14 protein-coding genes are annotated in these 13,143 nt (G+C 55.2%); 6 read left to right on the forward strand and 8 right to left on the reverse strand.

The window, feature by feature from the left end; all coding sequences use genetic code 11:
- Window positions 1–157: 157 nt before the first annotated feature.
- The 3 genes from sbcD (at window position 158) to araJ (ending at window position 5,791) form a co-directional block, all read left to right on the forward strand.
- Window positions 158–1,360 (forward strand): exonuclease subunit SbcD, encoded by a 1,203-nt coding sequence (gene sbcD / locus A8O29_RS18030; RefSeq protein ID WP_125355336.1) that lies wholly within the window; start codon window positions 158–160, stop codon window positions 1,358–1,360.
- Window positions 1,357–4,497: an exonuclease subunit SbcC gene (sbcC, locus tag A8O29_RS18035; RefSeq protein WP_125355335.1), complete on the forward strand. Its 3,141-nt coding sequence runs from the start codon at window positions 1,357–1,359 to the stop codon at window positions 4,495–4,497. Before sbcD ends, sbcC begins: the two co-directional genes overlap by 4 nt.
- A gap of 124 nt (window positions 4,498–4,621) precedes the next feature.
- Window positions 4,622–5,791 carry an MFS transporter AraJ gene (gene araJ, locus A8O29_RS18040; protein WP_125355334.1) on the forward strand — a complete coding sequence of 390 codons (1,170 nt, stop codon included), beginning with the start codon at window positions 4,622–4,624 and terminating at the stop codon, window positions 5,789–5,791.
- A 29-nt stretch (window positions 5,792–5,820) separates the two neighbouring features.
- Here araJ and mak read toward each other — a convergent pair whose 3' ends face one another.
- Window positions 5,821–6,726, reverse strand: coding sequence for a fructokinase (mak, locus tag A8O29_RS18045; protein WP_125355333.1), 906 nt, complete (start codon window positions 6,724–6,726; stop codon window positions 5,821–5,823).
- Between the two features lie 93 nt (window positions 6,727–6,819).
- On the opposite strand from mak, the gene rdgC reads away from it, so the two are divergent.
- Window positions 6,820–7,731: a recombination-associated protein RdgC gene (gene rdgC / locus A8O29_RS18050; protein WP_110511634.1), complete on the forward strand. Its 912-nt coding sequence runs from the start codon at window positions 6,820–6,822 to the stop codon at window positions 7,729–7,731.
- A 37-nt stretch (window positions 7,732–7,768) separates the two neighbouring features.
- Here rdgC and ppnP read toward each other — a convergent pair whose 3' ends face one another.
- The 4 genes from ppnP to aroL all read right to left on the reverse strand — a co-directional run bounded on the left by ppnP (window position 7,769) and on the right by aroL (window position 9,840).
- Complete coding sequence (gene ppnP, locus A8O29_RS18055; protein WP_110511635.1) at window positions 7,769–8,053, reverse strand: pyrimidine/purine nucleoside phosphorylase; 285 nt, start codon at window positions 8,051–8,053, stop codon at window positions 7,769–7,771.
- A gap of 72 nt (window positions 8,054–8,125) precedes the next feature.
- Window positions 8,126–8,803, reverse strand: coding sequence for an AroM family protein (locus A8O29_RS18060; protein ID WP_125355332.1), 678 nt, complete (start codon window positions 8,801–8,803; stop codon window positions 8,126–8,128).
- Window positions 8,804–9,054: 251 nt separating this feature from the next.
- Complete coding sequence (gene yaiA, locus A8O29_RS18065; protein ID WP_125355331.1) at window positions 9,055–9,246, reverse strand: protein YaiA; 192 nt, start codon at window positions 9,244–9,246, stop codon at window positions 9,055–9,057.
- A gap of 39 nt (window positions 9,247–9,285) precedes the next feature.
- On the reverse strand, window positions 9,286–9,840 hold the full coding sequence (gene aroL / locus A8O29_RS18070; protein ID WP_125355351.1) for a shikimate kinase AroL: 555 nt from the start codon (window positions 9,838–9,840) through the stop codon (window positions 9,286–9,288).
- 343 nt (window positions 9,841–10,183) lie between these two features.
- On the opposite strand from aroL, the gene A8O29_RS18075 reads away from it, so the two are divergent.
- Window positions 10,184–10,888: a DUF2076 domain-containing protein gene (locus A8O29_RS18075; RefSeq protein WP_125355330.1), complete on the forward strand. Its 705-nt coding sequence runs from the start codon at window positions 10,184–10,186 to the stop codon at window positions 10,886–10,888.
- Here A8O29_RS18075 and A8O29_RS18080 read toward each other — a convergent pair.
- Window positions 10,885–11,343 carry a YaiI/YqxD family protein gene (locus A8O29_RS18080; RefSeq protein WP_125355329.1) on the reverse strand — a complete coding sequence of 153 codons (459 nt, stop codon included), beginning with the start codon at window positions 11,341–11,343 and terminating at the stop codon, window positions 10,885–10,887. The genes A8O29_RS18075 and A8O29_RS18080 overlap by 4 nt on opposite strands.
- Before the next feature lie 113 nt (window positions 11,344–11,456).
- On the opposite strand from A8O29_RS18080, the gene proC reads away from it, so the two are divergent.
- A complete protein-coding gene (proC, locus tag A8O29_RS18085; RefSeq protein WP_125355328.1) occupies window positions 11,457–12,266 on the forward strand; it encodes a pyrroline-5-carboxylate reductase in 810 nt (269 codons plus the stop codon).
- Between the two features lie 49 nt (window positions 12,267–12,315).
- On the opposite strand, the gene psiF is transcribed toward proC, so the two are convergent.
- Together psiF and iraP are read right to left on the reverse strand one after the other, a co-directional pair.
- On the reverse strand, window positions 12,316–12,636 hold the full coding sequence (psiF, locus tag A8O29_RS18090) for a phosphate starvation-inducible protein PsiF (protein WP_125355327.1): 321 nt from the start codon (window positions 12,634–12,636) through the stop codon (window positions 12,316–12,318).
- 167 nt (window positions 12,637–12,803) lie between these two features.
- Window positions 12,804–13,064: an anti-adapter protein IraP gene (iraP, locus tag A8O29_RS18095; protein ID WP_125355326.1), complete on the reverse strand. Its 261-nt coding sequence runs from the start codon at window positions 13,062–13,064 to the stop codon at window positions 12,804–12,806.
- Window positions 13,065–13,143 lie beyond the last annotated feature (79 nt).

Below are 13,143 nucleotides of genomic sequence, written 5' to 3' on the forward strand. Positions count from 1 at the left end.
CCTGTAAGGGGCGTCTTATTTGGCGTAAGTATGCGTCAGATTTATGACAGATTTATGATAGAGCATTTCACATTATTACACTGAATGACTGCGGTCATCGCCCTGTTATTTCTTAATGTATATAATGGCGGCCTCGCTTTTCAGCCACGGGCCCACTATGCGCATCCTACACACCTCCGACTGGCACCTCGGCCAGAATTTCTACAGTAAAAGCCGTGCCGCTGAGCACGATGCTTTTCTCGACTGGCTGCTGGAAACAGCCCAGGCGCAAGAGGTGGATGCCATTATCGTGGCGGGTGATATCTTCGATACCGGTTCGCCGCCGAGCTACGCGCGCGAACTCTATAACCGGTTCGTGGTGAAATTACAGCAAACCGGCTGTCATCTGGTGGTGCTGGCGGGGAACCATGATTCCGTCGCCACGCTCAATGAATCCCGCGATATTCTCGCATTTCTGAATACCACCGTGGTCGCCGGGAGCGGCATGGCGCCTTGCGTGCTTAACCGTCGCGACGGCACCCCCGGCGCGATTTTCTGCCCGGTGCCGTTTCTGCGCCCGCGCGATGTCATCGTCAGCCAGGCCGGTTCCTCCGCCGGGGAAAAGCAGCAACATTTATTACAGGCAATCACAGATTACTACCAGCAGCAGTATCAGCAGGCCTGCGAACTGCGGGGCGATCGCCCGTTGCCGATTATCGCCAGCGGCCATCTGACGACCGTCGGCGCCAGCAAAAGTGACGCGGTACGTGACATTTATATCGGCACGCTCGATGCCTTCCCGGCGCAGAACTTCCCGCCGGTGGACTACATCGCGCTCGGCCACATTCATCGGGCGCAAAAAATCGGCGGCAGCGAGCATATTCGCTACTGCGGTTCGCCTATCTCCCTGAGCTTTGATGAAACCGGCAAAGCAAAAGCCGTCAATCTGGTGAGTTTTAGCGATGGAAAATTGGCGGAAGTGACGCCGCTGGAGGTGCCCGTGACGCAACAGCTGGCGGTGCTGAAAGGTGATTTCGCCAGCATCAGCGAACAGCTGGCGCAATGGCGCGAAGGCGATGCCGCCTCGCCGGTGTGGCTCGATATCGAAATCACCAGCGACGAATACCTGCATGACATCCAGCGAAAAATTCAGGCTCTGACCGACGAGTTGCCGGTTGAGGTGCTGCTGGTGCGCCGCAGTCGCGAACAGCGCGAGCGCATTATGGCCAGCGAGCATCGCGAAACGCTGAGCGAACTGAAAGTCGAAGAGGTTTTTGCGCGTCGTCTGGCGCTGGAAGCACTGGAAGAACCGCAGCAACAGCGCCTGCATCAGCTGTTTAACGAAACGGTGCACGCGCTTTCCGGGGAGGAACAGCCATGAAAATTTTGAGTCTGCGGCTGAAAAACCTTAACTCGCTGAAGGGTGAATGGAAAATTGATTTCACCGCCGAGCCTTTCGCCAGCAACGGTCTGTTTGCTATTACCGGCCCGACGGGCGCGGGAAAAACGACCCTGCTGGACGCCATCTGTCTGGCGCTTTACCACGAAACGCCGCGCCTCAGCACGCTGTCACAATCACAAAATGACCTGATGACCCGCGACACCGCCGAGTGTCTGGCAGAAGTCGAATTCGAGGTCAAGGGCGTGGCCTACCGCGCCTTCTGGAGCCAGAACCGTGCGCGCAACCAGCCCGACGGCAACCTGCAAGCCCCGCGCGTAGAACTGGCCCGCTGTGACGACGGCAAAATCCTGGCCGAAAAAGTCAAAGACAAGCTGGAGCTAACCGCCTCACTGACCGGGCTCGACTACGGGCGCTTCACGCGCTCAATGATGCTTTCCCAAGGCCAGTTCGCCGCGTTCCTCAACGCCAAACCGAAAGAGCGCGCCGAGCTGTTGGAAGAGCTGACCGGGACCGAGATTTACGGCCAGATTTCCGCCATGGTGTTTGAGAAACATAAAGAAGCCAAAACCGAACTGGAGAAACTCCAGGCCCAGGCGTCGGGTATGATTTTGCTGAATGACGAGCAGCAGCAGGCGTTGCAGCTACGTTTGCAGGCACTTACTGACGACGAAAAACAGCAACAGAATGAACAGCTTCGCGTCCAGCTTTGGCAACAGTGGTTGACCCGCGAAACAGAACTGCTCGCGGCAGAGCAACGCACGCAGGCCTCGCTGAGTGCCGCGCAGCAGGCGCTGACTGCCGCTCAGCCGCAGCTTTCCGCGCTCGCTCAATCGTTACCCGCCGACAGGCTGCGCCCGATGTGGGTTCGTCTACAGGATAGCCAGACGGCGCTGACGCAAACGCATCAGCAAACAGAAGAAGTAAATACTCGCTTACAGAGCCAGCTGGCGCTGCGTGGACGCTTGCGCCTCAGCGCCGAACGCCAGCAACAGCAATGGCTGGTGAGCCAGAAAACCCAGAATGAATGGCTGGCGGCGAATGAACGCTATCGCCACTGGCAGCGCGAACTGACCGGCTGGCGCGCGGCGTTTACCCAGCAAACGCGCGATGCGGCCCAGTTGCAGACCCTGATCCAGCGAGAAACTGAATTCACGCGCCAGCTTAACGCTCTGCCGCCAACGTCCCTCACGCTCGATGAAAACGCCGTGGCAGCGGCGCTGGAACAACACAGCACCGCCCGCCCGCTTCGCCAACAGCTGAACACGCTGCAAAGCCGTTTTCAGCCACTGCATAAACGCCGTCAACAGCTGCAACCGCTGCTGGTCCAGCGCCAGCAGGAGCAGGAAAAAGGCGAAGCCGAGCTCGCCCGTCGTCGACAGCAATACAAAGAAAAACTGCAGCAGTTCAATGACGTCAAAACGCTGTGCGAGCAGGAAAAAATCATTGCCAAACTCACCGATGAACGCGCCCGTTTGCAGCCCGGCGCGCCTTGTCCGCTGTGCGGTTCGGCGGAGCATCCGGCGGTGGCGGAGTATCAGGCGTTAAAACCGGGCGTCAACGAAGCCCGTCGCGATGCGCTTGAAAAAGAGGTCAAGCAGATTGGCGAATCCGGGGCCAGCCTGAAAGGCGAACTCGATGCGCTGGTGAAACAACTTCAGGCCGAGCAAAGCGAGCTGCAGTCCATCGCTGAGCAAGAGCAAGTGCTCACCTCTCAATGGCAATCGACCATCTCCGGTTTGCAGATTTCACTCACGCCTGATGACGATATCGGCGGCTGGCTGAGCGAGCAGGAAAACTACGAACAGCAGCTTTATCAGCACAGCCAGCGACTGAACATAGAGCGTCAGATGCGCGACCTGAAAAATCAGCGCAGCGCCCTGGCGCAGGAAATTGCCGATCGCCAGCTGACGCTGGGTGAAACCCTGAACGGCTTTAGCCTGACGCTTCCCGCGCACGGCGAAGAAAACGCCTGGCTGGCGGCGCGCGAGACCGAAAGCCAGCAATGGCAGACGCAGAGTGAACAACAGCAGTCCATCGAACACAAACTGGGACAGCTTCAGCCCTTGCTCGACACCCTGCCCGCCGTTGCGCCGCAGGAAGATGTTGCCCCGGTGGCGCTGGACGGCTGGCAGCAGTTGCATCACGACTGCGTATCGCTGCAAAGCCAGTGGCAAACGCTGCAACAGCAGGAAAGCCAGGCGCGCGAACGTCTGACGCTGGCGCAAAAGGAATTTGGTGCCGCGCTGGAAGGCAGTCAGTTTGCCAGCCAGGACGCCTTCCTGGCCGCGCTGCTGGATGACGACACGCGCCAAAAACTGGAGCAGTTGAAGCAGCAGCTTGAAAACCAGCTTCAGCAACAGCAGGCGCTGGCGTCGCAGGCGCAGAACGAGCGGATTCAGCACCAGCAGCAACGTCCGGACGATTTACCCGAAACGCAAGACCGCGAACAGGTGCCAACGTTGCTGGCCCAACTGGCGCAGCGGTTACGCGAAAACAGCGCGGCACAAGGGGAAATCCGCCAGCAACTGAAACAGGATGCGGACAATCGACAGCAGCAGCAGGCGCTGATGGCGCAGATCGACGCCGCCGCGCAAACCCTGGAAGACTGGGGCTGGCTGAATACGCTGATTGGCTCTAAAGAAGGCGATAAATTCCGTAAATTTGCGCAGGGTCTGACGCTCGACAATTTAGTGTGGCTGGCGAACGAGCAGCTGAGCCGCCTGCATGGCCGTTATCTGCTGAAACGCAAAGCCAGCGAAGCGCTGGAACTGGAAGTGATGGACACCTGGCAGGCCGACGCGGTGCGCGACACCCGAACGCTTTCTGGCGGAGAGAGTTTCCTCGTCAGCCTTGCACTGGCGCTGGCGCTGTCCGATTTGGTCAGCCATAAAACGCGCATTGATTCGCTGTTCCTCGACGAAGGATTCGGCACGCTCGACACTGAAACGCTGGATACCGCGCTCGACGCGCTCGACGCGCTGAACGCCAGTGGTAAGGTTATCGGCGTGATAAGCCATGTGGAAGCGATGAAAGAGCGGATCCCAGTGCAAATTAAAGTGAAGAAAATTAATGGATTGGGTTACAGCAAGCTGGATAAAGTCTTTGCCGTAGAGTAATGGCGCAGCAGTTTCGTCAATATAGACAGAAGAATAAGCACTTGGTTTAGCCCCACTTTTACCTCAAGCTGGGCTTTACTACGCGGCCTGATGTTCCGGGCGCATTTCCTCGCAACAGGTCAGCATGAAAAAAGTCATTTTATCTTTAGCGTTAGGCACGTTCGGCCTGGGCATGGCTGAGTTTGGAATTATGGGCGTGCTGACGGAACTTGCCAGCAACGTAGGGATTTCGATCCCCATGGCCGGCCATATGATCTCCTGGTATGCGTTCGGCGTGGTGATAGGTGCGCCGGTTATTGCCCTGTTTTCCAAACGTTTTTCACTCAAGCATATCCTGCTTTTTCTGGTGATACTGTGCCTGGTCGGTAACGCGATATTCACCTTATCCTCATCTTACTGGATGCTCGCGGTGGGCCGGATGGTCTCCGGTTTTCCTCACGGTGCCTTTTTTGGCGTCGGTGCAATTATATTGTCAAAGCTCGCCAGCCCCGGCAAAGTGACGTCAGCCGTCGCGGGCATGATCAGTGGAATGACCATCGCGAACCTGCTCGGCGTGCCGCTTGGCACCTGGCTTAGCCAGGAATTTAGCTGGCGCTACACCTTTTTATTGATCGCCATGTTTAATATCGCCGTGATGGCCTCAGTTGCCTTTTGGGTGCCAAATATCACCGATAACGCCCAAACCAAACTGCGCAATCAGTTTCACTTTCTGAAATCACCCGCCCCCTGGTTTATCTTCGCGGCGACGCTCTTTGGCAATGCCGGTGTCTTCGCATGGTTTAGTTACATCAAGCCATTCATGATGACGGTCGCCGGTTTTTCCGAAGGGAAAATGACGGTGATTATGATGCTGGCGGGGCTGGGAATGGTGTCGGGCAATCTTCTTAGCGGTCGCCTGTCCGGAAAATTCTCACCGCTCAGTATCGCCATCGTGACGGATTTGGTGATTGCGCTTTCGCTGGGCTTGCTGTTCTTATTTGGCGGTGGCCAATTCACGTCGCTCGGTCTGACATTTATCTGCTGTATGGGTCTTTTTGCACTCTCTGCGCCATTGCAAATTTTGCTGCTGCAAAATGCGAAAGGAGGCGAAATGCTGGGTGCGGCCGGGGGACAAATGGCCTTTAATCTTGGGAGCGCAGTCGGCGCTTACTGTGGCGGATTGATGCTGACGGCGGGTTTTGCCTACAACTATGTGGCGCTGCCCGCAGCCCTTTTGTCATTTTTCGCGATGTCCTCGCTGCTGCTGTATGCACGCTTGAAACTCAAGCCCGTGCCTGCCTTCTCCTCTATCTGAGTTCTGCCCTGTTGACCAGGGCAGCCTGATTAAAGCGGCCACAACCATGCGGCGCCACGTACGCCGCTGGAATCGCCATGCACCGCTTTACGAATCGGCGTTTCACACTCACCGCCAAAGACAAAATTCTTCACCAGTCCCGGCACCGTTTTATACAGCCGCTCGACGTTACTCATGCCGCCACCGAGCACAATCACGTCCGGATCCAGAATATTCACCACGTGAGCCAGGGATTTCGCCAATCGCAGTTCATAGCGACTCAGCGCCAGTTCAGCCACCGCATCATGTTCTTCAACCAGACGCATGATTTCACTGCCTTTTAACGGCTGCCCGCTCAGACGATGATAATCCGTCGCAAAACCGGTGCCGGAGATAAAGGTTTCAATACACCCCTGTTTGCCGCAGTAGCACGGCACTTCTGCCCGGTAACGCAGTTCGTCTTCGTCCATCCACGGCAGTGGATTATGGCCCCACTCGCCCGCGGTGCCGTTACCGCCAATATGCGCCCTGCCGCCGAGCGCAATGCCCGCGCCGCAGCCAGTGCCAATAATCACCGCATAAACGGTTTGCGCCCCTGCCGCCGCACCGTCGATGGCTTCTGACACCGCCAGACAGTTGGCGTCGTTCGCCAGTCGCACTTCGCGATTCAGCCGCTTGCTGAGATCTTTATCGAAAGGCTGCCCGTTGAGCCAGGTTGAATTCGCGTTTTTCACCACCCCGGTATACGGCGAGATGGAGCCTGGAATGCCCATGCCCACGGTGCCGGTCTGCCCGGTTTCCTTCTCTGCCAACCCGACCAGCGTGGCAATGGTTTCAATCGTCTGCTGATAGTCATCGCGCGGCGTCGGCAGACGATGACGATACAGTTGCTCGCCCTGGTCACTCAACGCAATGACCTCTGTTTTAGTACCACCCAAGTCTATTCCTATTCGCACAGATGCCTCCCCGGTGCCTGATTAACAATGCAAGCATAGTGACAATTCGCTATCATGCCCGCTGCATTTAACGACAAAGCCGTGGAAATTATCATGCTGTGGTTCAAAAATTTAATGGTTTACCGTCTTAGCCGCGACATTACTTTGCGTGCAGATGAGATGGAAAAACAGTTAGCCTCGCTGGCATTTACCCCTTGCGGCAGCCAGGATATGGCAAAAACCGGTTGGGTCTCGCCGATGGGATCGCACAGTGATGCTTTCACGCATGAGGCCAATGGGCAGATCCTGGTCTGCGCCCGTAAAGAAGAGAAGATCCTGCCGTCGTCGGTAGTGAAACAGTCTCTGGAAGCGAAGATCCTCAAGCTGGAAGCCGATCAGGGCCGTAAGCTCAAGAAGACCGAAAAAGATTCCCTGAAAGATGAAGTGCTGCACTCGCTGCTGCCTCGCGCTTTCAGCCGTTTCAGCCAGACAATGCTGTGGATCGACACCGTCAACGGGTTGATCATGGTCGATTGTGCCAGTGCGAAAAAAGGTGAAGACACCCTCGCGCTGCTGCGTAAAACCCTCGGCTCGCTGCCGGTGGTTCCGCTGGCGCTGGAAAATCCCATTGAGCTGACGCTGACCGAATGGGTACGCTCCGGTAACGTGGCGCAGGGCTTCCAGCTGCTTGATGAAGCGGAGCTGAAAGCGATCCTCGAAGACGGCGGCGTCATCCGCGCGAAAAAGCAGGATCTGGTCAGCGACGAAATTGCGGTGCACATTGAAGCCGGGAAAGTCGTGACCAAACTGGCGCTCGACTGGCAACAACGCATTCAGTTTATGGTCTGCGATGATGGGTCGATCAAACGTCTGAAGTTCTGCGACGAACTGCGTGATCAGAACGAAGACATTGAACGCGAGAATTACGATCAGCGTTTCGATGCCGACTTTATCCTGATGACCGGAGAACTGGCTGCGCTGGTGGCGAATCTGGTGGAAGGTCTGGGCGGCGAAGCTCAGCGATAAGCAAGAGCCTTCCTGTGCAAACAGGAAGGCTTATTTTTTACAGGTAACGGCACAGATAGGATGTAGGTTCTGCAACTTGCAGATGAAATTCGCTGTGACCCGGCACGTTAAATACCTGCCCGGCAGTATAGGTTTTCCACTCCGTTTCACCCGGCAGCAGAACGTGTAGCGCCCCGCTCACGACGGTCATTTCTTCAGGCTCTGCCGTCCCAAAGGTATATTCCCCTTCAGCCATGACGCCTACGCTCGCGCGGCCAGTACTGCTGCTTGTAAAACCGATGGACTTCACTTTCCCGGAAAAGTACTCATTGCTTTGAAGCATAAACAGACCCTTATTCGTTTCGTCGTTGTGTACAAATCCAATATAGGGGGCGCAACCGCACGCTGTCACGCATTAAATAAGCAGTTCTGCCACCAGCCTTGCGACCAGCACGTTCGACAGCAGAACCGGGACATCCAATGTCTTCTGTAACAAATCGCGATGCCGCTGATTGAATCCCAGGCAGTCAAGCATCAGCACGTCCGCGCCCTCGCTCAGCAACTGCTTTCCGGCCGCGATCAGCTCATCTTCAGTGCCATGAATGGGATTCGCCAGCGCGTAACGCGGCTCATTCTTTAAGGTCTGCCATTTGGCGCGTTGGTTTTTCATCAGTTCCGGGATCGGTACGATGACCCCAACCTGATGACTGTCGATGATGGAACTCACCAACGGAGGAATAATACGCTGTGGTTCAATAAGAATCGCATTCCGAGCCACAAGCCCACTCACAGGCGCGGTGCTCATGAACAAAATGACGTCGTAGTTCTGGTTATCCAGCACTTCGACCACCGATTGCAAATCACGCTCGACCTTCTTGCGTGAGACTTCCGCCAGTTGGTTATCATTCAGGAGAGTGATAAGAACTTCTTCTCCTGGCTCTGCGGCGTATTCTTCCATGACCGCTTCTCGGGTCATTTTTCCCACCAAACTGACATGGGTAATTTGATCTTCCCTGATGTGCTCTGTTAATAACGGCAATACCTCACGCATCGGTACCACACCGATGGTCAGGATCGCCAAAGTCGCACTCATGTTATTTACCTTTTATCACGACAATCACAGCTTCGACTTAGGCTCACTGCTGAATGACAGCCCCCTGGATGGCTAAAAAAACAACCGTTCAGAAGCGTAGCAGCTCCCTTCTGCGGGCGTTTGTAAAGATTCCAGATAGCGTCAGTGCACTCCAGTAATTACTTGAGCTTAACTTTTTATTAACATTAATTTTAGCTAAAAAGTGTGATTTACGCCCGCTCATCGCAGGCGTTGCGCAACTTCAGGCTGAATTAGGACTTATCGGGGTCTTCGTAACGCCGTTTGGCGTCGACAGCTTCCGCTTCGGTGGGATGTTCGCTGATCAGCGAATCGGGTTTCGGGTGATCGGCACGCAGCTGATACCAGGTTACCGACTGGCCCGGATCGCCCTTCTCGACGGGGACAACACGGGCTTCACGTGGATATGGGGGATTTGACGGCATAGCTCTTCCTCTTTCGGTTCAGAGCGTTAAGTATAGGCGCTAGTCAGCGGTTGCAGAATTTACCGCAACGGTGGTCGGTTGAACGGAGGCGATCGCCACCAGAATTTGCGCCACAACATCATCAGGTTCACAGGCGGCGTCCACCGTGAAATGTGCCGTTTCACGGTACAGTGCATCACGCTGCGCCAGAATCTCACGCACTTCTTCACTGATTGGTTTACCGGTCAGCGTAGGTCGCTGAGACTCTTCCGGAAAAGCTTCCAGACGCCCGGCGAGCACCGCAACGGGTGCTTTCAGATAAATAACAATCCCGTTCTCGCGCAGAAATTCACGGTTGACCGGCGCCAAAATGACCCCTCCGCCGGTAGCAATGACGGACTGCGGCGCGGTGACGGATTGCAGGGTTTGGGTCTCAAGCGCACGAAAGGCAGGCCAGCCTTCTTTCGCCACAATATCGGCGATGCTCTGTTGCGCACGCTCTTGAAGAGTAACGTCGGTATCGATGAAATCAAAATGACAAGCCTCGGCGAGTTTCTGCCCGACCGTGGTTTTACCGCAGCCGCGGGCGCCAATAAGAAAAATAGGCTGTGTTATCACTGAAAATCCCCCTGGTACTGCGGTGTGGCAAGTCGTACTGGTGAGTCGACGATAATATCACCAAACTAGTACGCAAGTAAGTGTAAAATAATAGTTACAGCTTCGTTCCAAATCCCAACGTCTTGGCTATTATTATTGGCTATCGGGCGGAATGAGAGTGTAAAGAAATAGTGTCATTGAGTGTTGCGGCAACCTTACATGAAAGGGCGACAGTTTGACAACCCCTGTCAGGCTGCAAAAGGTAACACATTTATGCATAGGTTTACGTACCGTATATTTACAGTGCCACTGTTTCAGACACACTAAGCACTGTACCGTTCGTCTTATCGAGGAGTGACCCATGCAATCTGAAGAACAACGGCTTATTGACGGACTCTTTTCGCGTCTGCAACAGGCTGAAGCGCAAAGCGCGCCGCGCGATGCTACCGCCGAGGGCATCATTGCGCAACATGTTCAGGCTCAGCCTGCCGCTCCGTACTATATGGCACAGACGATCCTGATTCAGGAAGCCGCCATTAAGCAGCTGAACGAACGTATTCAAGCGCTTGAGAGCCATGTTGCTCAGCTTCAGTCCACGAAACAAAACAGCGGCGGGTTCCTCGCAGGGCTGTTTGGCGGCGGTCAGTCGCAGCCACAGGTCAGCGACCCGATTCCTGGCGCGCAGATTTATGCGCGTTCTGCACCATCGCAGGCCGGTTATGCGCCCCCTCAGGCTCAGAACTATACCCAAGGGCGCAGCGGCGGCGGCTTTATGGCCGGTGCCCTGCAAACCGCCGCGGGCGTTGCAGGTGGCGTCGTCCTCGGCAATATGCTGACCAACATGTTCTCCGGCACGCATCCGCAGGAGATTGTGAACATCATCGATGAAGCCCCTGCCCCGGCGGCGACGGATGACCTGAATCAGGCCAGCGACGCTCAGTTTCTGCCGGATGATGGCACCGACTACGCCGCCAATAGCGGAAGCGACGACTGGAGCAATGCTGATTTCACTAACGATGATTTCAATAACGACGACTTTGGCGGTGATGACGACAGCTGGACTTAGTTCTGTCCGCGTTGAACCGCCAGCAGCCATTTGTCGAGCTCAGCGGCGAACTGCTGGCGGTCACGCTGCGAAAACGTGTCCGGGCCGCCGGTCTGGATCCCGCTGGACCGCAGCGTATCCATGAAATCACGCATGGTCAGACGCTCGCGAATGGTGGCGTCGCTGTAACGCTCACCGCGCGGATTCAGTGCCGCGCCGCCTTTGGCCAGCACTTCTGCCGCCAGAGGAATGTCAGCGGTAATCACTAAATCACCCGGCTGGCACTGACGCACAATTTCGTTATCCGCTACGTCGAAACCAGCCGGAACACGCATCGAACGGATAAACCGTGAAGGCGGTACGCGCAGATTCTGGTTAGCCACCAGCGTAACCGGCGTTTGTGTTCTGTCCGCCGCGCGGAACAGGATCTCTTTAATCACATTCGGACACGCATCCGCGTCCACCCAAATCGCCATACTCACTCCTGAATAAAATAACCGGGGTATTGTCGCCTGCTTTCTACTTCGGGCATAGTCACAAGATGTTAAGCTAATACGCATTATCAGAAAAACGCTGAGAGAGAGACAGAATGGATAAGAAAATCGGTTTCATCGGCTGCGGTAATATGGGTAAGGCCATTCTTGGTGGCCTGATCGCCAGCGGCCAGGTACAGCCCACTCAGATTTGGGTTTACACGCCATCGCCGGATAAAGTCGCCGCCTTGCACGATCAATACGGCATTAACGCTGCCGAAAGCGCCCAGGAAGTTGCCCACGTGGCGGACATCGTCTTCGGTGCCGTGAAGCCGGGCATTATGACCAAAGTACTAAGCGATGTGACATCCAGCTTCAACAAAGATACCGTGGTGGTTTCTATTGCCGCGGGCGTTACCCTTGACCAACTCGCGCAGGCTCTGGGCCACGATCGCAAAATTGTTCGCGCCATGCCAAATACCCCATCGCTGGTGAATGCGGGTATGACGTCCATTACGCCGAACGCGCTGGTGACCAGCGAGGATGTCGCCGATGTGGTGTCGATTTTCCGCTGCTTCGGTGAGGCCGAAGTCATTGCCGAGCCGATGATTCACCCGGTCGTCGGTGTCAGCGGTTCAGCGCCAGCCTATGTCTTTATGTTTATCGAAGCGATGGCTGACGCCGCCGTGCTGGGCGGTATGCCGCGCGCGCAGGCCTATAAATTCGCTGCGCAGGCGGTGATGGGCTCGGCCAAAATGGTGCTGGAAACCGGTATGCATCCGGGTGCACTGAAAGATATGGTCTGCTCGCCGGGCGGCACTACCATTGAAGCGGTTCGCGTACTGGAGGAGAAAGGTTTCCGCTCCGCCGTTATCGAAGCGATGGTCAGCTGCATGGCAAAATCAGAAAAGCTCAGTAAATCCTGATGATAACGGGTGAATCGCGCTAGCGGCTCACCCGCTTTTTACCTCTGCATTAGCCGGTTTTCTTCAGACACGCACTCATGAATTTATTACGATCGTCACCTTTCAGCGATTGTTGAGTCGCCGTGGAATTACATTCCCGCATTTTCTGCTGCTGCGGCGTCAGGCTTTTCTCTGCCGGTTTTGAGCTGCTGTTTTTCAGGCAGTCACTCATATAGGTTTTTCGGGCATCGCCTTTCAGGGTTTTCGATGTGGCCTGCTGGTTGCAGGTCGTCATTCGCTGTTGTTGCGGGGTCATCGTTTTTTCTGCTGCTCCCACCGTTGTGAGAAACACCAGACCGAACAGTAGGGTAACCAGTAATGTTATTTTCATTGCACCATCCTTCTATGAGGGGATCTTAGTAAGTCTGGTCGCTGACACGAAAAAAACCACCTTAAAGGCAGAAAAATAGCGCAGAGGGATAAGGAAATACTGAGGAGTTAAATAATGCATTAGCGACGACTGCGGATGAGCCGCCGCTGTACAATACGGCATGCGCCTTAATTACGCGGATGCCGTAATAGCTTTTTTATATATTGATGCAGTAATTCGGCATCGTGAGCGGGGACCTCAAGCTCTGGTTTTGCTTCATCCAGGGCAGATTCAATATCGGTGATTAACGCCTGCTGCTCCGGCTGTCGCATATGGCGTAAGAGCGCAGTGACCACAATTTCCAGCGCTTCTACCTGAACCACTAACTCCTTTGATTCTTCTTCCTTTTCCGCAAGCTTTACCAACAATTCTGCAATCAGATTTTTCATGGCGAGACTTCCTTATGAGAATGCCTGAGACGGTAGCACCGATGATCCGTAATGCATAGCCGGTATAAGAATTATTTTA

The sequence above is a fragment of the Scandinavium goeteborgense genome (assembly GCF_003935895.2).
Taxonomy (GTDB): Bacteria; Pseudomonadota; Gammaproteobacteria; order Enterobacterales; family Enterobacteriaceae; genus Scandinavium; species Scandinavium goeteborgense.

Excerpts from the sequence above, each read along its gene's own strand:
- sbcD (WP_125355336.1), top strand. The coding sequence starts at position 158 with ATGCGCATCCTACACACCTCCGACTGGCACCTCGGCCAGAATTTCTAC.
- araJ (WP_125355334.1), top strand. The coding sequence starts at position 4,622 with ATGAAAAAAGTCATTTTATCTTTAGCGTTAGGCACGTTCGGCCTGGGC.
- A8O29_RS18080 (WP_125355329.1), bottom strand. The coding sequence starts at position 11,343 with ATGGCGATTTGGGTGGACGCGGATGCGTGTCCGAATGTGATTAAAGAG.
- iraP (WP_125355326.1), bottom strand. The coding sequence starts at position 13,064 with ATGAAAAATCTGATTGCAGAATTGTTGGTAAAGCTTGCGGAAAAGGAA.
- yaiA (WP_125355331.1), bottom strand. The coding sequence starts at position 9,246 with ATGCCGTCAAATCCCCCATATCCACGTGAAGCCCGTGTTGTCCCCGTC.
- sbcC (WP_125355335.1), top strand. The coding sequence starts at position 1,357 with ATGAAAATTTTGAGTCTGCGGCTGAAAAACCTTAACTCGCTGAAGGGT.
- psiF (WP_125355327.1), bottom strand. The coding sequence starts at position 12,636 with ATGAAAATAACATTACTGGTTACCCTACTGTTCGGTCTGGTGTTTCTC.
- ppnP (WP_110511635.1), bottom strand. The coding sequence starts at position 8,053 with ATGCTTCAAAGCAATGAGTACTTTTCCGGGAAAGTGAAGTCCATCGGT.
- proC (WP_125355328.1), top strand. The coding sequence starts at position 11,457 with ATGGATAAGAAAATCGGTTTCATCGGCTGCGGTAATATGGGTAAGGCC.
- A8O29_RS18075 (WP_125355330.1), top strand. The coding sequence starts at position 10,184 with ATGCAATCTGAAGAACAACGGCTTATTGACGGACTCTTTTCGCGTCTG.
- rdgC (WP_110511634.1), top strand. The coding sequence starts at position 6,820 with ATGCTGTGGTTCAAAAATTTAATGGTTTACCGTCTTAGCCGCGACATT.
- A8O29_RS18060 (WP_125355332.1), bottom strand. The coding sequence starts at position 8,803 with ATGAGTGCGACTTTGGCGATCCTGACCATCGGTGTGGTACCGATGCGT.